Raw genomic sequence first — 21,978 nt, forward strand, 5'->3', positions numbered from 1 at the left:
CAGTTCCACGGCTTGGTGTCCACAGCGCTGACATGAACGAGCCCACCGTCGACACACTCGGCGAGAATCGTTGGAATGCTGCGGTTCTTCCTCGACGTGCAGCGCCGATGCAGGATTGATGTCAGCGCTGTGGACACCGACACCCCGTCACGCCACACTCGTCAACCCACTCCTCACGTCTTCACAGCATCAGGACATGACTCGCACGACCTCACAGCGCCGCCCCGGCGGAGGCATCTTCGCCTCCTTGAGATTCCACAACTACCGGATCTGGTTCCTGTCCGCCCTCGTGGCCAACACCGGGACCTGGATGCAGCGCGTGGCGCAGGACTGGCTGGTGCTGCGCGTCCTCACCGACGACTCCGCCTCCGCCACCGGCCTGACCACGGCCCTGCAGTTCCTCCCCATGCTGCTGCTGTCCGCCCACGCCGGCCTCGTCGCCGACCGGGTCGACCAGCGCAAGTTCCTCATCCTCACTCAGAGCGCCATGGGCCTGGTCTCCGCGATCCTCGCCCTCGACGTCCTGGCCGGCACCGCCCGCCTGTGGCACGTCTACCTGGCCGCCTTCCTCACGGGTGTCGCCGCCGCCTACGACGCCCCCGCCCGCCAGACCTTCGTGGCCCGGATGGTGCCCGCCGAGCACCTGTCCAACGCCGTGGGCCTCAACTCGGCCTCCTTCAACGCCGCCCGCCTCCTGGGGCCGGCCCTCGCCGGCGTCGTCATCGCCTGGGTCGGTGCCGGCTGGGTCTTCGCCGTCAACGCCGCCACCTTCGTCTTCCCGGCCGTGGCGCTGGTCGCCATGCGCGTGAACGAGCTGGTGGACATGCCCCGCGTCCACCGCGCTGCCGGCCAGCTCCGCGAGGGCCTGACCTACCTGCGCGGCCGCACGGACCTCGTCGTCATCATCGCCGTGGTCGCCGTCGTCTCTATGCTCACCCTCAACTTCCAGGTCACCATGGCCGCGATGGTGCGCACCGTCTTCCACCTGGAGTCCGACGCCTACGGCACCGTCTCCTCAGTCTTCGCCGTCGGGTCCCTCTCCGGGGCCCTGTGGGCGGCCAGGCGCCGCAACCCCCGCCCCCGCACGGTCGTGCTGGCGGCCCTCGCCCTGGGGGTGTTCACCCTCCTGCTGGCCATCATGCCCACCTACCCGACCTTCATGGTCATGACGATCCCGGTGGGTCTGTGCGTCCTGACCCTCCTGACCAGCGCCAACCAGACCGTGCAGATGACCACCGAGCCGTCCATGCGCGGGCGGGTCTTAAGCATCTACATGATGTTCTTCCTGGGGTCGACGCCGCTCGGCTCTCCGCTCATCGGCTGGGTGGCCGACACCTGGGGGCCGCGCATGGCGATCGCGGTCGGCGGCCTGAGCGCTGTCCTCACCGCGCTGGTGGCCGCCGCCTGGAGCTACAGGCACTGGAACCTGTCCCTGCACTACTCCTCCACCCGCCCCTACCTCAGGGCCGCGCCGAAGCCGCAGACTTCGCAGCAGACCCGTGCCGACGACGCCGACTAGCGCCGACTGACACCCACCGGAACCCACCGGAAGCCGGTTCATGCCGCCCGGCCACCGCTGACCGGGCCGCACGGGTCACCGAACGAGTAATACGTACGCTACCCGTGGCGCATCTCCCAGACACTGGGGAGTCCTCCCCAGCCGAGGATCGGCGCGCTTTCAGGCGGTACTGGCCCACATCACAGGATGCCGCATATCCTGTCGAGGAACGCGGTTCGGTGAGCGAGCCCCTCCGAAGGCATCGAATGGCCGCGGTAACCCACCTCAAGCAGGAGCCCACCCTCATGACCGAGCTGATCGACACCACCGAGATGTACCTCAAGACCGTCTATGAGCTTGAGGAGGACGGCGTCCCGCCGCTGCGTGCCCGCATCGTCGAGCGTCTCGACCACTCGGGCCCCACGGTCTCCCAGACGGTGGCGCGCATGGAGCGCGACGGCCTCATCAAGGTCGCCGAGGACCGCTCCCTCGAGCTCACCGATGAGGGACGCAGGCGCGCCACCGACGTGATCCGCAAGCACCGGCTCGCTGAAAGACTGCTGCTGGACGTCATCGGCATCGAGCGCCGATTCGTCCACGAGGAGGCCTGTCGTTGGGAGCACGTCATGAGCGAGCAGGTCGAGGAGCGCCTCGCCGTCATTCTCGACGACGTCTCCACCGACCCCTTCGGCAACTCCGTCCCGCCACGGACCGCGGAGCACCCGAGGCCGTCCGCCGATGAGGTCAGCGTGGACCACGTCGCCGGACGCGATACCACCACGGCCGTCATCAGTCGCATCGGGGAGCCGATCCAGGCCGACGCGGAGATCCTCGCCAGCCTCGAGGACGCCCAGATCGTCGCCGGAGCCGAGGTGGAGCTGCGCGTCAGCGCCGGTGGGGTGAGGCTCGTGGGGCCCTCCGGTGACCCCGTGGTCCTGGCCGACGACGTCGCCCGTCATCTCTTCGTACAGCGCTGAGCGACGGCGCTCGGCCTGCCTGTCAGGACTCTCAAGGGAGCCTGAAAATACCCTGTGCAGGCAGGGGGTTCGAGGGGTGTTTTCTGTCTCAGTAAGTGAGATTCGGGAGACTGTCTCGCGGTCTGGCTGACGGCCCGTCGGATGCCCTCGCTGTGGGGTCCCATAAACGCCGGGACGCAGGGCCTATGTCGGGATCTCGTCGAGGCGGATGCAATTTTTCCGCGGAATATCGCGCATTTCCTGTTTCTCCTGCGAGTGCGCCGATGGACTGAGGTCCCTGGGTCAATATGGATAAAAGCGAGAAGCGCTTCATAGTGCTTCGGCTCACAACAGTGTGTGACACCTAGCCGTGACGAAGCCAGGGTCTGTCATGTAGCGTTCAGGTCGTTGCCGCAGACAACCGTCTCGGTGACGTCTCGGATCGGGGCTTAGTCCTGCCACTCGATCTGAGGCACGTGGAACCAACAACTCAAGTGGCAGGAACGGGGGAACCAACTACCGGTCGCCCAGGCGAACAGCCGAAGCGGCCTTGGGGTGAAGCCCGCATCTGCGGGCCGGACGTCTCCAGTCCGAACCCGACAGCTCACCTCGTCGGCTCAACAGGAGAAAGCATTCATGTCCTCACGCACCACCGCACGTCACCGCAAAGCCACCCGCGCCCTTACCCCACTGGATGACTTTGCTCCCACCGCACGCCGCGGTCTGGCTGTCGCCGCTTCGTCCGGCCTCGCCCTGACCATGATCGCTTCGGGAGCCAACGCCGCCGGCCACACCGAGGTCACCTCCTCTGGCACCATCGAGGCTTCCGGCGTGACCCCCGGGGTTGGCATCTTCGCCGCCAACGCCCGCGAGGCCCTGGCTGCCCGTCAGCAGATCACCATCGCCCAGGCGAACTGGGTCACCGAGGCTGCCCCGGAGGTGGAGGCCGTCGCCCCCACCCCTGCGGCTCCTCAGACGCCCGCCGCCCCTGAGGCCTCCGCTGCTCAGTCCGAGCAGAACTCCTCCGAGGCCGCCGCCCCTGCTGCGGACCAGGGCACTGACGCCGCTTCCGCTGACACGCAGGCCACCCCGGCCTCCGCGCCGACCGGCACCGCCAACTCCTCTGTCGTGGCCATCGCCATGCAGTACGTGGGCTCCCCCTACGTGTGGGGCGCCTCCGGCCCGAACGCCTTCGACTGCTCCGGCTTCACGCAGTACGTGTACTCCCAGGTCGGCATCAACCTGCCCCGCACCTCCGGCGAGCAGGCCGTGTCCGGCACCCCGGTGTCCGCCGCTGAGGCCCAGCCCGGCGACCTCGTCACCTGGCCCGGCCACGTCGGCATCTACGCCGGTGACGGCAAGGTCATCGACGCCGGCAGCGAGGACACCGGTGTGGTCTACCGCGACCTCTGGGGCTCCCCGAGCTTCGTCCGCGTCGGCTGATCCCAGACGCTGAAGTCTTCACCGTGAGGGGTGGGTTGCCATTTGGCGCCCGCCCCTCACGGCGTGTCAGGCCGGTCATCGGGGCGCCTCCGGGGAGCAAAATGAGGACAACCGTCTCATGTGGTGGTCCCCACACCCCTTTTCGGGGCAGAATGTTCCTTGGGTCGCAGACCGTTATCTCGAGAAAGGGCAGATCCCATGACTGATGACAACGTCGTCCTCGTTGGAGTCGATGGTTCACCGGAGTCCCTGGCGGCAGTGGACTGGGCCGTGGCGCGCGCCGAGTGCCAGGGCTGGCGCGTCCACATCCTGTGCGCCTACTCCCTGCCCTCCTTCACCACCGCCTCCCTCGACGGCGGCTACGCGGCACTCGACGACTCGGCCATCAGGTCCGGCGCCCAGGCTGTCATTGATGAGGCAGTCGAGCGTGTCAAGAAGTCCGGTGTGGCCGTCACCTCCTCCCTGGAGACCGGGGACCCGGCCGGGGTTCTCGTCGACCTCTCCGAGGAGGCGACGCTGGCCGTCGTCGGCACTCGGGGAGGCGGCGGCTTCGCCGACCGGCTCCTGGGAACCGTCTCCTCGGCCCTGCCCGCGCACAGCCACTGCCCGGCCGTCGTCGTGCCCCGGCACAACGAGGGTGCCGACTACACGCCGGTGCGCCGCATCGTCGTCGGGGTCGACGGCTCCTCCTCGGCCCGCCGGGCCCTCAAGTGGGCCGTGACCGAGGCGGAGGCGTGGGGCGCCGAGCTCACCGCCATCGCCGCCGTGCCGATGGCCTCCGGGGCCGGGGCGCTGGCCTGGCTGCCGGCTGCCGTCGACCGTGAGCAGGTCCTGGCTGATGTCCGCTCGGGACTTGACCGCGCCATCAACGAGGCCCTTGAGGGCCACGAGGGCGTCACAGTGCGCCGCCACGCCCTGGACGGCAACCCGGCCGAGCTCCTGGCAGAGTTCTCCACCGCCGTGGACCTCATCGTGGTTGGCTCGCGTGGACGCGGGGGCTTCTCCGGACTCCTGCTGGGCTCCACCAGCCAGGCCGTCCTGTCTCACGCCTCCTGCCCCGTGCTGGTCGCCCCCACGCACCAGGCCAAGGGGGAGCGGCGCACCTCGCGCACCTCCACCCCGTGGGGTCGGGCCTGAGGTCCCGCCCGCCGCGGCGAGCCCACCTTCGCTCGTCGCGGCGCCGCCCCGTGACCCGAGTGGTCATGGGCGGGTCGATCCGCTGGTAGTCTTCCCCCAGGCCCTCGTAGCTCAGGGGATAGAGCACCGCTCTCCTAAAGCGGGTGTCGTTGGTTCGAATCCAATCGAGGGCACTGACACCACCGGGTTCGCTCGGCGAACCTCGTTGTCGGGCAGACCCGATCAGCTCCTCCCGGCGTCCCGGCACGCCGATCGCAGGCGCACCGCGCACCGGCCGATGCCGGTCGGCCCATGTCGCCACTGGCCCATGGGGCGTGCCACGCCGCGGTGCGTCTCCACGCCCAAGGGTCGATCGGCCTATATCTTGAGCGTATGACGCCTTCGTTCTTCTCCTTCGGCCGCAAACGGCGCGATGCTGCCCTGCGGGAGGATGAGCGCAAGGGTGCCCGATCCTCGGCCGGCTCGGATCAAACCGCGAGTCGACGGCGTTTCGCCGCGGACCTGGGGGCCCTGGCCGCGGCGCCGCGCCAGCCTGAGCCCGCCCCCGCGCCGGCGCCTCCCGCCCCGGTGCGCCCCGCCCCCGCACCGCCGCTGAGCGCGGCGGACGTCGAGCGGCGCGAGCGCATTGACACGGCCCTGTCCACCTGGCGCAGCCAGCTCGTGGACCTGGGGGGCGTAGCCAGCCTGGACGACATCACCCTGCTCGACGGCGTCGTCGACCTGACCGCCGCCCACCCCTCCGGCCTGGCCCAGCTCTACGCCGGCCGCCCCACCAACCTGTCCAGCATCGTGCGCGAGCGCAACGCCCTGGGCGAGGCCCGCCAGTCCCTGCGGGAGGTCTCGGCGCGCACCGACGTCCTGGCCCGCCAGTTCGGCGTCGCACCGGTCTACCTGGCCATCGGGGTGGCCACCTGGAACGAGACGGTCCCCGAGGACGGCGAGGACGACGGCAGCATCAACCTGGCCGACGGCGCCTCACCGGAGGCGGACCTGACCGCCCAGATCCCGCACGTCGAGCGCATCGCCGCCGAGCACGCCGCCCGCAACGCCCTGGCCGCCGCCGGCCTGACCGTCCCCGAGGACCCCTCGGCGCCGCGCGTGCGCACGGTCAACGCCCCCGTCCTACTGCGCCCCGTGCGCCTGACCAGCGCCACCGCGGACGCCACCCTCACCCTCGACCCCACCATCGAGGTCAACCCGGTTCTCACCCGGGCCCTGCGCCGCTACCAGTGCACCACCGACATCGGGGACATTGCCAGCGCCGCCCTGTCCTCGGCGGGCTTCACACCGCGTGCGGCCCTGGCCCGCATCGGCGCCCTGGGCCGGCAGTTCCTGCCCGGCTTCGAGATCCACGAGCGCCTCGTCGTCGGCGCCTTCGTGCACCCCGGCCAGGCCCTGGTGGAGGACTTCGACGCCGTCCTGGATCGCTCGCGCACCTCCGCCCTGGTCGCCGCCATCGCTGGGGACGAGGGCGCCCGCGAGGCTCTCAGCGTCGAGCTTCCCCCGGCCGTCCCCACCGACCGGGTCCCCGGCGCCGAGCGCGGCGTGGGCGACCTGGAGCCCGCCCAGCTCGACGTCATCGAGGCGGTGGGCACCGGCGCGAGCTTCCTCATCGACGCGCCCCCCGGCTCCGACGTCGCCGGCACCCTGGCCGCCGTCTTCGCCGACGCCGCCGCCTCCGGACGCACCGTGCTGCACGTGCCCGCCACCAGCGCCGACGGGCACGCCGTCGCGGCAGCCCTGCGCGAGGAGGGCCTGGGATCCATGGTCCTGGACCTCACCGAGGACGCCGCCTGGCGCCAGCACGCCTCCGAGGGGATCCGCGAGAGCCTGGGCGTCCAGCCGCCCCAGCTCGACGTCGCCGGGATCATCTCCATGCGGGACCGCCTCACCTCGGTGCGCTCCCGCCTGGACCGCTACGTGCGCGCCCTGCACCGGCCTCGCGAACCCTGGTCGGTCTCCGCCTACGAGGCGCTGCAGAAGCTCGCCGAGCTCACTAGCCGCCGTGACCGGGCGACCACCCGGGCCCGCATCGACGCCGAGCACCTGGGCCGCCTTGACGAGGACAGCCGGGAGCGGGCCCTGGGCCTCCTGCGCCGCGGGCACACCCTGGGGCTGTTCACCCCGGAGGTGTCCTCCAGCGCCTGGAACGGGATCCCGGTGGAGGACATGGACGAGGCCACCGACGCGCTCGTCCACCTGCGCGCCCTGGCCAACGACCTGCTGCCCACCATTCAGGAGCACACGGCCGTGGTCGCCCGCACCACCAGCCTGAGCCGGGCCCGCAACCTGGGCCAGTGGATCGAGCAGCTCGACATGTTCGACGGCGTGCGCGAGTCCCTGGACGTCTTCCTGCCTGAGGTCTTCGAGCGCTCCGCCGCCGACATGGTCATCGCTACCGCCTCCAAGCGCTGGCGCGACGAGCGGGGCATCCACATGGACGGCTCGCGGCGCCGGCGCTTCACGCGGCAGGCCAACGATCTGGTGCGGCCGGGCCGCGTCGTCGACGACCTGCACGCCGAGCTGGTCAAGGTCCAGCGCCGCCGCGAGGTGTGGCGCCGCCACGACCCCGACGGCGGTTGGCCCCGCCTGCCCCAGGGGCTGGACGAGATGCGGCGCACCGCCGGGCGCGCCCGCGGCGCCGTGGCCGAGGTCCAGCCGCTGCTGGGGCGCGCCCAGGACTCCCCGGTGCTCATGGAGATGCCCCTGGAGGATCTCCTGGAGCTGGCCCGCTCTCTGGCCGCCGACGACCTCACCGCCCAGAAGCTCCCCGAGGTCAACCGCATCCGCACTGAGCTCGAGGCCCTGGGACTGAACGACTTCGTGGCTGACATGGCCGCCCGCGGCGTCGAGGCCGACCAGCTCGAGGCCGAGCTCACCTACTGCTGGTGGTCCTCCCTGCTGGCGCAGATCCTCGCCGCCGACCCCGACCTCGGCGGTCTCGACGCACGCGCCCTGTCCCAGATGGCCGTCTCGCTGCGCGAGCTCGACGCCGCCCACACGCGCTCCCTGTCCGGCCCTGTGGCCCAGGCCTGCGCCCGGCGGGTGCGGGCCGCCGTCGAGCAGGACAAGGCCGACGCCCGCGCCCTGTACATCGCGCTGGCCCGCGAGGACGGTGTCCCGCTGCGGGAGATCATCGACGCCCACCCCATGGCTCTGCTGGCCCGGCCGATCTGGATCGTCCCGCCCACGCTCGTGCCCCAGATCTTCTCGCCCACCGCGGTGGTGGACCTGGCCGTGCTGGACGCCTCCACGCCCATGCCCGTCCCGCAGGTGCTGCCCGCCTTCGTACGCGCCGAGCAGGTGCTCGTCGTCGGAGACTCCCGGCGCGCCACGACCGGCCTGGCCGCCGAGCTCGGCCCGCTCCTGCCCTCGCGCACCCTGCCGACGGCCCGCAACAGCCTCGACGCCGGCATCGCCTCCTTCCTGGCGGCCAACGGTTACGAGGGGGTCGTTGAGGCCGTGCCCTCCCCGCCGGGGGACACCTCCCTGACCCTGGAGCTCGTGGACGGGCGGGGCATGCCGGCGCCCGGGCAGACCGCGGTCGAGACGGTGGAGGCCGAGGTCACCCGCGTCGTCGACATGGTCATCGACCGGGCCCTGACCCGGCCCGAGGAATCCCTTGCCGTCATCGCCCTCAACCACCTGCACGCCGAGGCCCTGCGCTCGGCCATCACCCGGGCGGCCGCCGGCGCCCCCGCACTGGAGGAGTTCTTCGCCCCCGGGGCGGCAGAGCCCTTCACCGTCGTCGAGCTGGCCGAGGCCCGCGCCCTCCAGCGCGACCACATCATCATCTCGGTGGGCTACGCCAAGACCCCGCACGGACGCACCATCCACAACTTCGGGCCCGTCTCGGACCACAGCGGCATGGTGGGGCTCGTCGAGGCCCTGTGCGCCTCGCGGGGCAGCACCCAGGTGGTCTCCTGCCTGGCCGCCGGCGACATCGACCGCGACCGCCTGCGCGCTCCCGGGGCGCGCCTGCTGCGTGAGGTCCTGGCCCGAGCCGAGGACTCCTCCCAGTCCGGCAACTCCGCCGGCAAGGTGCCCGACCGGCTCCTGGTGGACCTGGCCGAGCACCTGTGGCGCAAGGGCCTGTCGGTCGTCCCCCGCTACGGGACCGACGGCGGCGTACGCATCCCGCTGGCCATCGGTCACCCCGACTACCCCGACGAGCTGCTCGTGGCGGTCCTGACCGACGACGTCGACTACGTCTCCGAGCCCAGCCTGCGCCGGCGCGACCGGCACCGCGTCGAACGCCTCGAGCGGCGCGGGTGGCACGTCCACATGGCCTTCTCCGCCGGGGTGTTCGTGGACCCGGAGGCCGAGGCGAAAGCCGTGGAGGAGCTCGTCCTGGCCGTCCTGGTGGAGCGCCAGGGCGAGGCCGCCCCGGCCATGGAGGCCGTGCCCGAGCGGGTCGACGACTCGATGCGAGCCGTTCCCGAGGAGGCGTCCGAGGCCGAGGCCGCCGAGGCCCATGAGCGCACCGAGCGCCCCCGCATCGCCCAGGGGCTGCCGCTGCAGGCCTACTCCGACGACCAGCTCGATGACCTCATGGCCTGGATCCGCTCCGACGGCGTGAGCCGCTCTGAGGCCGGGGAGGTCGAGGAGCTGAGGTCTGCGCTGGCTCTGCGCCGCCGCGGCTCGGGGATCGACGCCGTCCTGGCCAATGCCGTGCGGCGCACCCGCTGAGCCGCCCGAGCGGTGCTGGATGACGCAGTGAATGACCGTGTTGCTATGAATGATGCCGCGAGTGACGGCGTGAATGATACCGCCGGGGCAGGCGGATCGGGCTGTGCGCGGGCCTCGGAGGCGGAGCCCGCCGCAGCCGGCGGCGTGACGCCTGGGCGCGGGAGCACGCGCCGTCGCCGTCGGGTGGTCGCCCTCTCGGCCCGGGACCAGGCGCGTGTGGCCCGCGGCCAGAGCCCGGAGGACCTGGCGAGGGCCGACTACGAGCATGACGCCCTCAGCGGCCCCGCAGAGGGGCTCGACGCCCCCGCCCCCGGTGGTGCAGGCTCCAATGACGCCCGCCTCCGGCGCGACGTCCCCCCGCACTGGGGCTGATCGTCCTGGAGGCGATGGTGGGCCGACTTCGTGGTGCCTTGGCGACGAAGTCGGCCGCGTAGGCCGCCGTCGCGTTCGTACCTTATGCCTCGCGTTCGGGGGTTCAGGGTACGAACGCGAGGGCTACCCTACGAACGCGAGGCGCTCGCTCAATGGGGGAGCCCGGTGGTCGGGGGTTGTGCGTACTGCACGAGGGCCCCACCTACCTGCAGTATCCCCGAACCTCCTCCAGCAGCACCCCGCCCTCGTGCAGTACACGCAGAACGCCACCGCAGTATCGATGAACGGCCACGACCGCCCGGGCCGACGTGAGCAAGCGATCTCAGGAGTGCGCGTCCGGCCTCTGTCTCGGATGCCGTGACACCCGAAAGCTCCAGCAGTCATGAGCAGCACATGACACTGCGGCGCAGGAAAGGGGAAGGCCCCGCCGATCATGAGGATCGGCGGGGCCTTCCGCTGAGGCGATGATCAGATCGCTGCGGGACTCACTACTTGGCGGCGTTGGCCGAGAGCAGGTCGCGGATCTCGGTGAGCAGCTCGACGTCGGTGACCTCCTTGGCCTCCTCCTCGGCCTTCTGCTTGGCCAGGCGCTCCTTGAGCTTGTTCATCGGCAGGACAATGGCGAAGTAGACGGCGGCGGCCATGAGCAGGAAGTTCACCACGGTGGTGATGATCGTTCCGGGCATCACGTAGCCCTTAGCGTTTGTGGCGAGCTCCTGGGCGGTGGCCAGGTGGAACGTGTACTGACCGTTCTGGTACAGGGAGAACGCTCCCAGTGAGTCGAAGTTCGGCTGGCCGATGAGCTGACCGAGGATGGTCATGATGACGGTGGTGATCGAGTCGACGATCGGCTTGAAGGCGCCACCGATGATGACGGCGACGGCGAGCTCGAGGGCGTTGCCCTGCGCAATGAACTCCTTGAATCCCTTAATCATGGCGATCCTTTCTAGCGGCGCGGGCAGACGTCTGCCGGGGGCGCGCCATCGGGGGCTGAAAGTGAAAGCGTCTTATCATTCGCGTAAGACGCCGCAGCGGCATTACGGGCTCAGCGCAATGCCGAGCGTGCTATTCGTAGCCGCACCAACTACCAGAGTAACGCTACTTGCGGGAATAACTAGTGTGATAAGTGTTACTTTCTTGTTTCCTGTCCATTGCCCACCCTCTCCGGTCTGCTGAATCGTCACTACTCGCGCTCCAGAACAGAGAACTGTGCTGTGCGTTCCAAAAGACGCGGCAGGTATTCCTTGGGAAATGCTCTGAGAAGACTCTTGAAATCCTGGTGATCCCTGGTCGGTCGGTGAAGAAGGGGTGCCGGGGTCGGCTGGGGGAGCCGTTGTCGCGCTGTTCTCCGGGCCCTGCGGAGTGGCGGGGGCCTCGGGCTGCTCTCCGGGATTCTGTGCTGTTCCGCCCGGGGGAGCGCCGTCCTGCTCCAGTGGTGTCCAGTCCGCGGGGGCCTGCCCGATGACGTCCACCCGTGCGCCGGGGTGGGCCAGCTCGGCTCCGACGTCGATGGGTACCTGGACCAGTCGCTCGTCGTCTCCCAACTGCTGGGCCAAGCCGCCGCTGGTCATCGAGGCCGTCAGCACCGTGCCCTTCTCCAGAGAGATCGCGGCCCGGCTCCCGATCGCCTGGTCCGTGGAGGTCAACGGGGACTGAGGCAGGGCACCGGCCGGAAGCGTGCTGATCGCGACGTCCTGCTCGGTGAGGATCACACCGGCACTGATCGAGCGCGAGGCAACGAGCACCTGCTGCCCGTGTTCGGGGCCGGGACGCAGCACGCTGAGGGCGACCAGGACCGCGGTTCCCAGGCAGAGGGCCACCACCAGGTGGCGATGGCGCCACAGCAGGAGTGATGGACGGTCCCCGGCCCACCCGGCCAGCCTGCCCGGACGGGCCGGGCGGGAGCCGGATGCAACGGAGCGCGGCGACTTCTCGCGGGGATCCTGAGGCTCCCTCGAGGCGCTGAGAGCGGGGCGGTGGGGCAGTCCGTGGCGAGGTCTCATGCCATCAGGGTCGGTGGCCGGTGGCCTTCTGGCACGCCCGCTCGTCGGCGCTGTGGACAGGGGGCGCCTCCGACGAGTCTGTGGCCCCCGGGAGTCGGCGACGTCGGCGGGCTCAGACCTCCGAGGACCTGCTGGCCGCAGGTGAGCCGGCGGCCAGCAGGAACCACTCCTGGGCCGTGATGACGGCGTCCACGGGCTCGTCGTGCTCCTCCACCGGCAGCGGCCCGAGCACCAGCTCCTCGGGGTGGAGGATGGCGAAGGTGTGGGCCTCGGGGGAGCGCAGGGGCAGCATCCGGTCGTACCAGCCTCCGCCCTGCCCCAGACGGCGCCCGGCACTGTCCACGGCCAGTGCCGGAATGATGAGGGCGTCGACCTGGCCGACCGCGTCAGCCGGCAGCGTGGGGCCGCTGGGCTCCGGAGGCCGCCTCGGTGCCCGCTCCGCCAGGTCCTCACTTCCCTGGAACAGCCCCCAGCAGCGCGCCAGGCGGGGTCCGAGCACCGGCAGCAGGACCTGGACGCCGCCCTCGTGAAGCCGCTCCAGCAGCAGCCGGGTGCAGGGCTCGGCCCCCACCGACACGAAGGCGGCCACCCTCTGCGCGCCGGCCACCGCCTCCAGGGCGTGCTTGGTCAGTGCCTCGCAGTCCGCCGTGTGCCCCTGGGTCGGGTGGTGGTGATGGGCGCGACGGTGCGCCCGCAGCACCTTGCGCAGCTCGTCCTTGGCGTCGTCGAGCTCGAGTCGGCCCGTATCGGGAAGGTCCAGCGCGCCGGTCGTCATGGCTTCATCCTCGCAGGTGATGACATCTTGCATCTGAATCGTTCGTCCCGGCGGGGCACGGCGCGTGTCGTCAACCTGACGGTAACCTGAGTGCCATGAGAACAGTGGCCGAGCACCTGGCCGCCTGCCTGGAGATCGCCCAGGCGGCAGCACCCCTCGACGTGGTCCTGCCCGACGCCGTCGGATGCGTCCTGGCCCAGGACGTCGTCGCCGGAATCGACCTGCCCGCCGTGGACCTGGCCGGACAGGACGGCTATGCGGTCATCGCCAAGGACGTCACCGAGGCCGACCACAACAACCCGCTCGTGCTCGACGTCGTCGACGCGGTGCGCGCCGGCGACATGCGCCCCTGCCGCCTCGTCTCCGGGGCCGCCGTCCTCATCGACTCCGGGGCCCCCATGCCGCTGGGCGCCGACGCCGTCATCCCCTGGGCCGACACCGACCGCGGTGAGTCCCGGGTCGCCATCCACCGCGCCGTCTCGGCCGGCGACAACGTCCGACGCCGCGCCGAGGACGTGAAGTCGGGAACCACCGTCCTCAAACGGGGGGCGCGCATCAGCGCCCGCCACGTGGCCCTCCTGGCGGGCCTTGGGATGCACCGGGTGCGCGTGCGGCCCGCCCCGCGCGTCGTCGTGGTCTCCATCGGGGACGAGCTGGTCGAGCCCGGTCAGTCCCGCGAGGCCGGGGACGTCTTCGACGCCAACGGCCACGCCCTGGCCTGCGCGGTCACCGACGCCGGCGGCCAGGCCTTCCGGGTGGCCGCCGTCCCCGACGAGCTGCGCGCCCTGGCCGACACCATCGAGGACCAGCTCGTGCGCGCCGACGTCCTCATCACCACCGGGGGCCTGAGTGTCGGGCAGGGGGACACTGTCAAAGACGTTCTGGCTCCCCTGGGCTCGGTGCGCTTTGACGCCGTCGCCATGTCCCCGGGCCGCCAGCTCGGTGTGGGGACGGTCGAGGGCACCCCGATCTTCTGCCTGCCCGGAGATCCGGTCAGTGCTCAGATCGCCTTCGAGACCTTCGTGCGCCCGGTCCTGCGCCAGATCGCCGGACGCGCCTCCCTGCACCGCTCCAGCCTGCCGGCCACCATCTCCGAGGGCTGGCACTCCCCGAGCGGCAAGCGCGAGTTCGTCCCGGTGCGCGTCAGCGGCTCGCCCTCCCGCGGATACCGCGCCGAGCCGACGACGCCGCCGGGCACGGTCCGGCTGCACGGCCTGTCCGAGGCCAACGCCATCGCCGTCGTGCCCGAGGACACGAGCACCGTGGTGGCCGGCGATACCCTCCACTGCCTCCTGTTGGACGCCTGATGTCCGACTCGGCCTCGACGACGTCCGCCGGCACTCTCGGCGGGGGACTAAGGCGGGCCGTCGCCGGCCTGCTGCTCGGGGCGGGGGCGCCGGCGCGCTTCACCTGGCCGGTGCGCCTCGAGCCCGAAGTCGCCCAGGAGGAGCGGGGACCCGGTGCCACGCAGTCGCCCGAGCGCCCCTCAATCGTCGTGCGCGAGCTGCGGGCCGAGGATGAGGCGCCCTGGAGGGTGCTGCGGCTGGCGGACAACGACCGACTCGCCCCCTGGGAGGCCACCCTGCCGGTCGGCGGCGGGGAGACGCTGAGCACCTTCCCGGTCTTCCTGCGTCGCCAGACACGCCGGGCCAGGCTCGCCGAGGCGATGCCCTTCGTCGTCGAGGTCGACGGCGCCTTCGCCGGCCAGATCGCCGTCGACCCGATCATCTGGGGGGCCACGCGCAGCGCCCAGGTCGGCTACTGGATCGGCTCGGCCTGGCAGGGGAGGGGGATCATGCGCCTGGCGGTGGCCCTCGTCCTGGACCACCTGCTGGGGCCGGTGGGGCTGCACCGCGTGGAGATCAACGTGCGCCCCGACAACGAGCGCAGCCTGGCACTGTGCCGCGGTCTCGGGCTGCGCGAGGAGGGGCTGCGCCGCGGTTACATGCACATCAACGGAGCCTGGGCCGACCACGTCTCCTTCGCGGCCCTTGCTGAGGAGGTCCACGGGCCCAATGGCACCGGCTTCGAGCAGCGACTGGCGCGCGGATGACGGTTCTTCATGGCGTGCGCGCCGGTGGGGGGGCGGGGCGCTCGCGGGGTCGTGGCGGGTGCGGCGACGGCGCGTTCGGGCTGGCTGTCGGCCGATCGGTCACGGCGTGCTCAAAGAGACGGAAGAAACGCGTGTGACTCATGTGGTGGCAGGGGTGTCATGCTGACAGTGTGACGTCGTGAATCCCAGGTATTTCGAAGGAAAGCCGGAGTGTTCCTGCGCGGGGACGAGGGCGGGCGCGCTTACGGTTGCTGTGTGGGAATCGAGATCTGGGCAGTCATCGCCCTCATCACGGTTCTCTCCGTGTACCTCCTTCCGCTTTTGGTGGGGCGCCGCGAGATGACTCGCCGCTCCAACGTCCAGGACCGCTACTCGGCTGAGCTGCGGGTCCTGGCCACGGGTGCGGCCGCCGTCGAACGCGACGACACCTGCGCGAACAGTGGGCATGCGGAGCTCTTTCGACGTCGACCGGAGGTGAGGGTGATGAACAGGCCCGCCGTGAGGAATGTGCGCGCCCTGCGCACCGAGCGTGAGCTCGACCGTGCCCGCCAGGTTCACGCCCAGGGGCGTGAGCGCCGCCGGGTCGCCGCCTCGCACCGCGGGATCGTCGCCAGCGTCCTGCTCGGAGTCTCGCTCGGCGCCTGGGTGCTGGGCCTGGTCACCGCACTGCCGTGGTGGCCCGCCCTGCTGCCCACCGCCCTGCTGGGAACCTCGATGGTGGCCGGGCACCGGGCCGCTTTGGCCTCAGCCGCGGCGGACCGCCGTGAGCGCCGTCGCATCGCCGAGCTCGAGCAGACCCTGGTGACCCTGACCGGCCGGCGCTCATCGGCCTCGGTCGTGGGCGCGCCCCGTTCCGTCGTCGACGGTGCGCACAGCGCCTCCAGTGGTGCTGTCGGCGCCAGTGCCGCCTCGCCAGCCGTGTCGGCGGTGTCGGCTGAGTCTGTCGAGTCCGCCGGTGACTCCGGCGCGCAGGATCCCTTCATCGAGCGCCTCGCCCGTGAGGACGCCCAGCGGCCGGCCGCGAGCTCGGCGTCGTCGCCCCGTGAGGCCGTTGGCGCGGCGCAGGCTGAGCCCGCCGTGTCCGCTGAGACCGCAGCAGGCAGCCCCGCCGAGGCGACCGGGACCGGCACCGCTGCTGCCCGTCCCTCCCAGACCGTCGACTCCGAGGAGGAGCGCCTGGCCAGGCTCGACGCCGACCTCGATGACGAGACCGCCGCTGCGGTGGCCGCCGAACGTGAGGCGACCCGCCGGGCCTCGGTCTACGTGCCCTCCCGCCATGCCGGCAGGGTCACCCGGGACATGGGAGTGCGCGAGGCGGTCTCCCGCGATGGCGACGAGGAGAGCTCGCCGCGCACCAAGGACTTCGTCGCCTCCCTGTCGGCCTCAGCCTCCCGCGGCCTGTCCGGTTGGGGCAAGCTCTTCGCCGAGGCGACCGCCATTGAGCAGGAGGCGCAAGAGCGCGCGGCTGCGGCCCCGTCCCTGCAGGTCGCCGCCGAGCCGGCTCGGCGCACTGCCGAGTCCGCTCCCCGGGCTACCTTTGAGTCTGCCCGTCCCGTCGGCCGCCCGCAGGCCCCTGCTACCGCTGCCCCGGCAGAGGCGGGGGGAGCCGTCAAGGAGGAGATGACGACGTCGACCCCGCCCCAGGGCTGGCGCCCGGTCCACGTGCCCGCCCCGACCTACACGCTGGCGGCCAGGGCGCCCCGGCGCTCTTACGCCGACCCGGTGGTCGACCCGGGCACCTGCGCACCGGTGCCCGCCCGCCCGCAGTCGGCCCGCGCCTACGTCCCAGCTCCGGTGGAGGACGAGGAGGAGCTCTTCCACCCCATCGACCTCGACGCCATCCTCGAGGGGCGGCGAGCAGCCGGCGAGTAGTGCAGGGACTGCCGCGGCTCGTCGCCCGGCGGCCCGGGTGCGGTGGGCGGGCTCACCGCCACCGAACTTGCCAGGACTCCCGGCGGCGATGCTAGGATCAGTTCGCACTTGGGGCTATGGCGCAGTTGGTAGCGCGTCTCGTTCGCAATGAGAAGGTCGGGGGTTCGAATCCCCCTAGCTCCACCACACGCATGAGGCTCGGACCTTTACCATCGTCGATGGTTTCGGTTCGGGCCTCGTTGCCGTCCTGGGCCCAGGCGGGTGTTGTGGGTTATCGGTGTGAATGGGGTGCGTGGTGTCTCTCGGGCTGGCGCAGGGCTCGCGGTACATCTCCGTGTGGCGCTCGGACACCAGCGGCCCCCCCAGAGGTACGCCGGCCCTCCTCCTGTCCCCGGTGGCGACGCTGTGGTCCGCACCGATTCTGCGTCCCCTGCGGGTCTGGGGGATGGTCACCAGCGCCAAGATGGGGTGGAACACCTGCCAGCAGGTCGAGGGACCTCCCGGTGAGTGACGCGGCGGGCGCGGCCTGTCCTGGCACCGTGAGAGTGCTCGCCCGGGCGGTCGTCAGTCCGGCCACTGCCCCTTGCCCGCGGGCAGGCCGACGGCGGCCAGCAGCCCCGGAAAGCGTTGCTCGATGGCGTCGTCGCGCCGGGTGATGCGCCGGTGCTTGCCCTCTCGTTCGGTGTGCATGAGTCCAGACTCGCGCAGCACCCGGAAGTGGTGCGACATCGTGGACTTGACGACGTCGTAGCTCAGGTCACCGCAGTACAGGGCGCCTTCATTGGCGATCCGGCGCAGGACGTCGCGGCGGATGGGGTCGGACAGGGCGCCCAGGATCGCGTCCAGGGAGATGTCGGCCGCCTCGGGGTGGAAGAGTTCCCTGTCTTTCACGGATCGTCCCTGCCTTTCTGTCCCGTCTGTTCCGACCGTCGCCCCGGCGTGCGCTGGGATGGGGTTGACAACGGTAGCGTCTCGAATAATTCTTAGTTCGTCAAACATCAAACTAAGGAGGTTTGGGATGACGGAAGAAGCTCGTGTCTCAACGCATGTGTCCGTGGATGACGAGAGGGTGCCGCCGAAGAGTGCTCGCGTCTCGACCATGGGATGGCTGTCCTTCTTCACCATGTTCGCCATCGGGACCGACACCTTCCTCGTCGCGCCCCTGCTGCCCCTGCTCCAGCGAGAGCTCGACGTCCCCCTGTCCCGCGCAGGCTGGCTGGTCTCCGCCTACGCCTTGGGGTACGCGCTGTTCGCCCTCGTGGCCGGACCCGTCTCTGACCGCCACGACCGACGTCGGGTCATCCTCTCCGGCCTGGCGGCCTTCGCCGTTCTCACCTGCGCGTGCGGTCTGGCCTGGAGCTTCTGGAGCATGGTCGCCGCCCGCTTCCTGGCCGGCGTGAGCGCCGCCTTCGTCAGCTCCCAGATCTGGGCCTCCATCCCGATGACGGTGCCCCGGCCGTCCATCATCAAGGTCATGGGCTATGCGACCGCGGGACTTGCGGTTGCTCAGGTGGCCGGCGTGCCGATCGGCTCCTACCTGTCGGTCAGAGGGTGGCAGCTGCCGTTCTTCGTGGTTGCGGCGGTCAGCGTCGTCCTGTGGGGACTTCTCTTCATCGCGTTCCCGCATGTGCGGCCGGTCGGGGAGCCCGTCGACGTCGTCGGCTCCTACCGAAGGGTCCTCGGCTCTCGGGTGCTGCGGTGGTCGCTCCTCGCCTACCTCGTGTTCCAGACCGGCAACTACGCCTCGTTCTCCTTCATCGGCTCCTGGCTGGCCAAGGACTTCGGTGCCTCGCAGACCGCTATCGGGAAGGCCATGATGACGATCGGACTGGGAACCGCGCTGGGGTCGATCCTCGGTCCGCGGCTCGTTGCAAGGATCGGTGAGCGGCGGTCGCTGTGGGCCGGCATCCTCGTCCAGGGCGCGTTCTACCTCCTGGCCGCTGCGATGCCGCTCATTGTGCACACCATGTGGGGTGCCGTCATGGCCTTCGCCGCGGCCCTGGTGGTCGCCGGCTTCCTCCTGCCGGTTCTCATGGGGCAGCTGCAGGCCCACGCAGGCCAGGCGCGAGGAACCGTCTCCTCACTGTCGAACACGGCGATGTACCTCGGTGCCACGATCGCCGGCGCCGTCGGCGGGGACCTTCTCACCCGACTCCCCGGCTTCTGGGGCCCCAGTCTCATGACTGGCCTCGCATTCCTCCTGGCTGTCGCCCTGTACAGGATCGCCGGCGTCCTGGCTTCCGAGTGAGCCGGGCGCCTATGGTCGTGTGCGAAGGACGGCCACCTGCCTGGGTACCGGAGGGTGCCCAGGCAGGTGGCCGACCAAGGACAGGTCAACAAGCTCGATCAGAGAAAATCAAGGGAGAAGCATGTCTCAGCTGACCGTAGCCGTACTCGGTACCGGAATCATGGGCTCGGCGATGGCTCGCAACATCGCTGGCGCCGGCCATGCCGTGCGCGCCTGGAACCGCACAATCTCACGTGCCCAGCCCCTGGCCGACGACGGCATCGAGGTCGCCCCCACCGCCACCGCCGCCGTCGAGGGGGCCGACGTTGTCATCACCATGCTCTTCGACGGCGCCGCCGTCGCCGAAATCATGCGCGAGACCGCCCCCGCCATGCGCCCCGGCGCCGCCTGGCTGCAGATGACCACCGTCGGCCCTGATGATGTGGCCGGCCTGGCCGCCATCGCGGAGTCCGCCGGGGTCCTCTTCTACGACTCGCCCGTCTCCGGGACCCGCCAGCCCGCCGAGTCCGGCACCCTTGTCATCATGACCGCCGGCCCTGCCTCCGGCCGTGAGCTGGTCACTCCGGTCCTGGACGCCGTCGGGTCGCGCACGGTGTGGACCGGCGAGGACGGTGCCGCCGCCACCTCGACCCGCCTCAAGCTGGTCGTCAACTCCTGGGTCATCGCCGTGTCCAACGCCGCCGGCGAGATCGTCACCCTGGCGAAGGCGATCGGTGTGCCCCCGGCCCAGTTCTTCGAGGTGCTCGACGGCGGTGGCCTGGACCTGCCCTTCCTGCGCGTCAAGGCCGACCTCGTTGAACGGGGCGCTCTGAGCCCGGCCAACTTCGCCGTGGACACCTCCGGCAAGGACGCCCACCTCATCCTCGACCTCGCCCGTGAAGCCGGCTTGAGGCTCGATGGCATGGAGGCCTTCTCCGCCCGGCTCGACCGTGTCGCCGAGGCCGGCCACGCTCACGAGGACATGGCCGCCTCCTACCTGGCTGGGTTCTCGACCTCGACCAAAACTTCATGAAAGACGCGGCTCCGGGTCTTCTATGAAGATTCGGTCGAAGTGTTGAGGACGACGACGGCCGCCATGATCCGTTGTGCATCGAATGAGTTGTTAACGATCGTTTTCGGACACAGCGCTGGTCTCGCCTCGGAATCGTCCCGACATCGAGAGATCTCACCATGTCCACAACAACCTCACGCGGCTCCAGCGCGGCGAAGCCGTCCAGTGCCGGCTCCGGTTCGGTCTAGGAGCTGACTGCCCGCGGCATCATCATCGGCGGCATCATCACGCTCATCTTCACCGCGGCGAACGTCTACCTCGGCCTCAAGGTGGGGCTCACCTTCGCCACTTCGATCCCGGCTGCCGTCATCTCCATGGCGATCCTGCGCCGCTTCTCCGATCACACGATCCAGGAGAACAACATCGTCCAGACGATCGCCTCTGCGGCCCTGTGCTTCCTCAACGCTCTCAAGGCCATCAGCGTCGACATCTCCGGGGTGGTCTACGCCGGGATCGTCGTGGCCTTCGGCGGCAAGGCGGACCCGCTGGCCATCATGCCTGAGGGCTTCGCCGGCATCGCCCCCTGGGTGGGCGTGGTGCTGTTCGTCGGCACTCTGTGGTACCTCAACCGGGGCGCCCGCCAGGAGAGCACTCGCGACTGAGGGGCGCTGCTGGAGTCTCCGGCAACCATCGCTTCCTCCGACCGTCCTCGCGGTCGCCGTCCCTGCACTAGGCTGGGCGGCGGCCGCGAGGACGCGTAGTACCAGGAGGACCTCATGACTTCGACAGCACCGGCAGTTTCTGTGGCATGCGGGATTGACATCGGCGGATCAGGCGTCAAGAGCGCCCTGGTCGACCTGGCCACGGGCACGTTCATCGGTGAGCGCGTCCGCATCGATACTCCTGAGGAGTCCACTCCCGCGGCTGTCGCCGAGGTGTGCCGTGAGCTCCTCGAGCAGCTCGAGGTGGGCGACGACGTCCCGGTCGGCGTGGCTCTGCCCGCTCCGATCGTCCACGGCACCGTTCCCTTCATCGCCAATCTCGACAAGTCCTGGACTGGCGTCAACCTCACCGAGCTCATGCGCGAGCACCTGGGCCGGCCGGTGACTGGGCTCAACGACGCCGACGCCGCGGGGCTGGCGGAGGTCGCCTTCGGTGCCGCCAAGGACGTGCCCGGGACCATCATCGTCACCACCCTGGGTACCGGGATCGGCTCGGCCGTCATCGTCGACGGAACCCTGGTCCCCAACACCGAGCTCGGGCACCTGGAGATCGACGGCTACGACGCCGAGAGCCGGGCCTCGGCCGGGCAGCGCACCGCCCAGGACCTGTCCTGGAAGAAGTGGGCCAAGCGCCTCCAGCGCTACTACTCCCACGTGGAGATGCTCTTCTCCCCGGACCTGTTCGTCGTGGGCGGGGGCGTCTCCCGCAAGCACGAGAAGTACCTGCCGCTGCTCGACCTCAAGACCCCGATCGTCCCGGCCCAGCTGCTCAACACCGCCGGCATCGTGGGGGCCGCCTACCAGGCCTCCCGTACTCACACCTCCTGAGCACATACGCGGCTCGGTGCCGAGTGGAGCAGCGGTGAAGCGAGGCGACGGAGCGGGGAGAGCAGGTCTGGCACCTCAGGAACTGTGGTGTGACGCAGGTCGCGCGAAAGTCGTTTGACAGGAGGCCGTCAAGCCTGCCTATAGTACTCCTCGCTGCCGACGCGACCTCACGGTTCGACGGCGGCGCCGGACGGCGGAAACGCCGGAACGGCGGGAGCAATCCAGTCGGTACGGAGAAAAGCAGAATAGTTCAGAGATCAGGGTCACGCGATCCGAATTTGATTCCCGAACGACAACCTGCTTATGCTAGTCCGGTCGCCTTCGAGAGGCAAGCAAGGAATTCTTCCTGGTCTCAAATCTCGGTGGGTGTGTTGTTTGAGAACTCGATAGT

17 protein-coding genes, 2 tRNA genes, 1 pseudogene and 1 riboswitch are annotated in these 21,978 nt (G+C 70.3%); of the genes and pseudogenes, 16 read left to right on the forward strand and 4 right to left on the reverse strand.

The annotated features are described in order from the left end of the window. Window positions 1-196: 196 nt before the first annotated feature. From HMPREF2883_RS01310 to HMPREF2883_RS01340, 7 genes are all read left to right on the forward strand, one after another. On the forward strand, window positions 197-1,519 hold the full coding sequence (locus tag HMPREF2883_RS01310; RefSeq protein WP_070658488.1) for an MFS transporter: 1,323 nt from the start codon (window positions 197-199) through the stop codon (window positions 1,517-1,519). A gap of 284 nt (window positions 1,520-1,803) precedes the next feature. Next, window positions 1,804-2,475 (forward strand): metal-dependent transcriptional regulator, encoded by a 672-nt coding sequence (locus HMPREF2883_RS01315; protein WP_070658518.1) that lies wholly within the window; start codon window positions 1,804-1,806, stop codon window positions 2,473-2,475. A 456-nt stretch (window positions 2,476-2,931) separates the two neighbouring features. After that, window positions 2,932-3,087, forward strand: a riboswitch (cyclic di-AMP (ydaO/yuaA leader). Between the two features lie 3 nt (window positions 3,088-3,090). Beyond that, the gene (locus tag HMPREF2883_RS01320; RefSeq protein WP_070658490.1) at window positions 3,091-3,897 is read left to right on the forward strand and encodes a C40 family peptidase; all 807 of its coding nucleotides are present in this window, start codon (window positions 3,091-3,093) and stop codon (window positions 3,895-3,897) included. A gap of 198 nt (window positions 3,898-4,095) precedes the next feature. Next, window positions 4,096-5,034, forward strand: coding sequence for a universal stress protein (locus tag HMPREF2883_RS01325; RefSeq protein WP_070658491.1), 939 nt, complete (start codon window positions 4,096-4,098; stop codon window positions 5,032-5,034). Window positions 5,035-5,134: 100 nt separating this feature from the next. Then, window positions 5,135-5,207 (forward strand) — tRNA-Arg (locus tag HMPREF2883_RS01330). A gap of 199 nt (window positions 5,208-5,406) precedes the next feature. Beyond that, on the forward strand, window positions 5,407-9,723 hold the full coding sequence (locus HMPREF2883_RS01335; protein ID WP_070658494.1) for a DNA helicase: 4,317 nt from the start codon (window positions 5,407-5,409) through the stop codon (window positions 9,721-9,723). A gap of 45 nt (window positions 9,724-9,768) precedes the next feature. Beyond that, window positions 9,769-10,095: a hypothetical protein gene (locus tag HMPREF2883_RS01340; protein ID WP_081384605.1), complete on the forward strand. Its 327-nt coding sequence runs from the start codon at window positions 9,769-9,771 to the stop codon at window positions 10,093-10,095. A gap of 488 nt (window positions 10,096-10,583) precedes the next feature. Here the strand turns inward: HMPREF2883_RS01340 and mscL are convergent, their stop codons facing one another. The 3 genes from mscL to HMPREF2883_RS01355 form a co-directional block, all read right to left on the reverse strand. Next, the gene (gene mscL / locus HMPREF2883_RS01345) at window positions 10,584-11,030 is read right to left on the reverse strand and encodes a large conductance mechanosensitive channel protein MscL (protein ID WP_070658496.1); all 447 of its coding nucleotides are present in this window, start codon (window positions 11,028-11,030) and stop codon (window positions 10,584-10,586) included. 102 nt (window positions 11,031-11,132) lie between these two features. Next, complete coding sequence (locus tag HMPREF2883_RS13830) at window positions 11,133-11,918, reverse strand: SAF domain-containing protein (protein WP_075371311.1); 786 nt, start codon at window positions 11,916-11,918, stop codon at window positions 11,133-11,135. A gap of 292 nt (window positions 11,919-12,210) precedes the next feature. Then, window positions 12,211-12,873, reverse strand: coding sequence for a 5-formyltetrahydrofolate cyclo-ligase (locus HMPREF2883_RS01355; RefSeq protein WP_070658523.1), 663 nt, complete (start codon window positions 12,871-12,873; stop codon window positions 12,211-12,213). Between the two features lie 95 nt (window positions 12,874-12,968). On the opposite strand from HMPREF2883_RS01355, the gene glp reads away from it, so the two are divergent. The 5 genes from glp to HMPREF2883_RS01380 all read left to right on the forward strand — a co-directional run bounded on the left by glp (window position 12,969) and on the right by HMPREF2883_RS01380 (window position 17,309). Next, the gene (glp, locus tag HMPREF2883_RS01360; protein WP_070658499.1) at window positions 12,969-14,180 is read left to right on the forward strand and encodes a molybdopterin molybdotransferase MoeA; all 1,212 of its coding nucleotides are present in this window, start codon (window positions 12,969-12,971) and stop codon (window positions 14,178-14,180) included. Then, complete coding sequence (locus tag HMPREF2883_RS01365; protein ID WP_070658501.1) at window positions 14,180-14,926, forward strand: GNAT family N-acetyltransferase; 747 nt, start codon at window positions 14,180-14,182, stop codon at window positions 14,924-14,926. The genes glp and HMPREF2883_RS01365 overlap by 1 nt, the downstream gene beginning before the upstream one ends. Before the next feature lie 255 nt (window positions 14,927-15,181). After that, window positions 15,182-16,798: a hypothetical protein gene (locus tag HMPREF2883_RS01370; RefSeq protein ID WP_256277272.1), complete on the forward strand. Its 1,617-nt coding sequence runs from the start codon at window positions 15,182-15,184 to the stop codon at window positions 16,796-16,798. A 110-nt stretch (window positions 16,799-16,908) separates the two neighbouring features. Then, window positions 16,909-16,984: transfer RNA gene (locus HMPREF2883_RS01375), tRNA-Ala, on the forward strand. A gap of 106 nt (window positions 16,985-17,090) precedes the next feature. Then, a complete protein-coding gene (locus HMPREF2883_RS01380) occupies window positions 17,091-17,309 on the forward strand; it encodes a hypothetical protein (protein ID WP_070658505.1) in 219 nt (72 codons plus the stop codon). Between the two features lie 53 nt (window positions 17,310-17,362). Here the strand turns inward: HMPREF2883_RS01380 and HMPREF2883_RS01385 are convergent, their stop codons facing one another. Then, complete coding sequence (locus HMPREF2883_RS01385) at window positions 17,363-17,689, reverse strand: ArsR/SmtB family transcription factor (protein WP_070658506.1); 327 nt, start codon at window positions 17,687-17,689, stop codon at window positions 17,363-17,365. Window positions 17,690-17,897: 208 nt separating this feature from the next. Between HMPREF2883_RS01385 and HMPREF2883_RS01390 the strand changes: the two genes are divergently transcribed. From HMPREF2883_RS01390 to ppgK, 4 genes and pseudogenes are all read left to right on the forward strand, one after another. After that, the gene (locus tag HMPREF2883_RS01390) at window positions 17,898-19,046 is read left to right on the forward strand and encodes an MFS transporter (protein ID WP_256277273.1); all 1,149 of its coding nucleotides are present in this window, start codon (window positions 17,898-17,900) and stop codon (window positions 19,044-19,046) included. A gap of 19 nt (window positions 19,047-19,065) precedes the next feature. Continuing rightward, complete coding sequence (locus HMPREF2883_RS01395) at window positions 19,066-20,058, forward strand: NAD(P)-dependent oxidoreductase (protein ID WP_256277274.1); 993 nt, start codon at window positions 19,066-19,068, stop codon at window positions 20,056-20,058. 230 nt (window positions 20,059-20,288) lie between these two features. After that, window positions 20,289-20,549, forward strand: a pseudogene (locus HMPREF2883_RS15815) (OPT/YSL family transporter); the annotation flags it as partial. Window positions 20,550-20,813: 264 nt separating this feature from the next. Beyond that, window positions 20,814-21,587, forward strand: coding sequence for a polyphosphate--glucose phosphotransferase (gene ppgK / locus HMPREF2883_RS01405; RefSeq protein ID WP_070658510.1), 774 nt, complete (start codon window positions 20,814-20,816; stop codon window positions 21,585-21,587). The last annotated feature ends 391 nt before the right edge of the window (window positions 21,588-21,978 follow it).

This window comes from Actinomyces sp. HMSC075C01 (genome assembly GCF_001812965.1).
GTDB classification, from domain to species: domain Bacteria; phylum Actinomycetota; class Actinomycetes; order Actinomycetales; family Actinomycetaceae; genus Actinomyces; species Actinomyces acetigenes.

Coding starts and splice junctions, on each gene's coding strand:
- HMPREF2883_RS01340 (WP_081384605.1), top strand. CDS start 9,769: ATGAATGATGCCGCGAGTGACGGCGTGAATGATACCGCCGGGGCAGGC.
- HMPREF2883_RS01310 (WP_070658488.1), top strand. CDS start 197: ATGACTCGCACGACCTCACAGCGCCGCCCCGGCGGAGGCATCTTCGCC.
- mscL (WP_070658496.1), bottom strand. CDS start 11,030: ATGATTAAGGGATTCAAGGAGTTCATTGCGCAGGGCAACGCCCTCGAG.
- HMPREF2883_RS01315 (WP_070658518.1), top strand. CDS start 1,804: ATGACCGAGCTGATCGACACCACCGAGATGTACCTCAAGACCGTCTAT.
- HMPREF2883_RS01390 (WP_256277273.1), top strand. CDS start 17,898: ATGGGATGGCTGTCCTTCTTCACCATGTTCGCCATCGGGACCGACACC.
- HMPREF2883_RS01320 (WP_070658490.1), top strand. CDS start 3,091: ATGTCCTCACGCACCACCGCACGTCACCGCAAAGCCACCCGCGCCCTT.
- HMPREF2883_RS01335 (WP_070658494.1), top strand. CDS start 5,407: ATGACGCCTTCGTTCTTCTCCTTCGGCCGCAAACGGCGCGATGCTGCC.
- HMPREF2883_RS01365 (WP_070658501.1), top strand. CDS start 14,180: ATGTCCGACTCGGCCTCGACGACGTCCGCCGGCACTCTCGGCGGGGGA.
- HMPREF2883_RS01325 (WP_070658491.1), top strand. CDS start 4,096: ATGACTGATGACAACGTCGTCCTCGTTGGAGTCGATGGTTCACCGGAG.
- HMPREF2883_RS01355 (WP_070658523.1), bottom strand. CDS start 12,873: ATGACGACCGGCGCGCTGGACCTTCCCGATACGGGCCGACTCGAGCTC.
- glp (WP_070658499.1), top strand. CDS start 12,969: ATGAGAACAGTGGCCGAGCACCTGGCCGCCTGCCTGGAGATCGCCCAG.
- ppgK (WP_070658510.1), top strand. CDS start 20,814: ATGACTTCGACAGCACCGGCAGTTTCTGTGGCATGCGGGATTGACATC.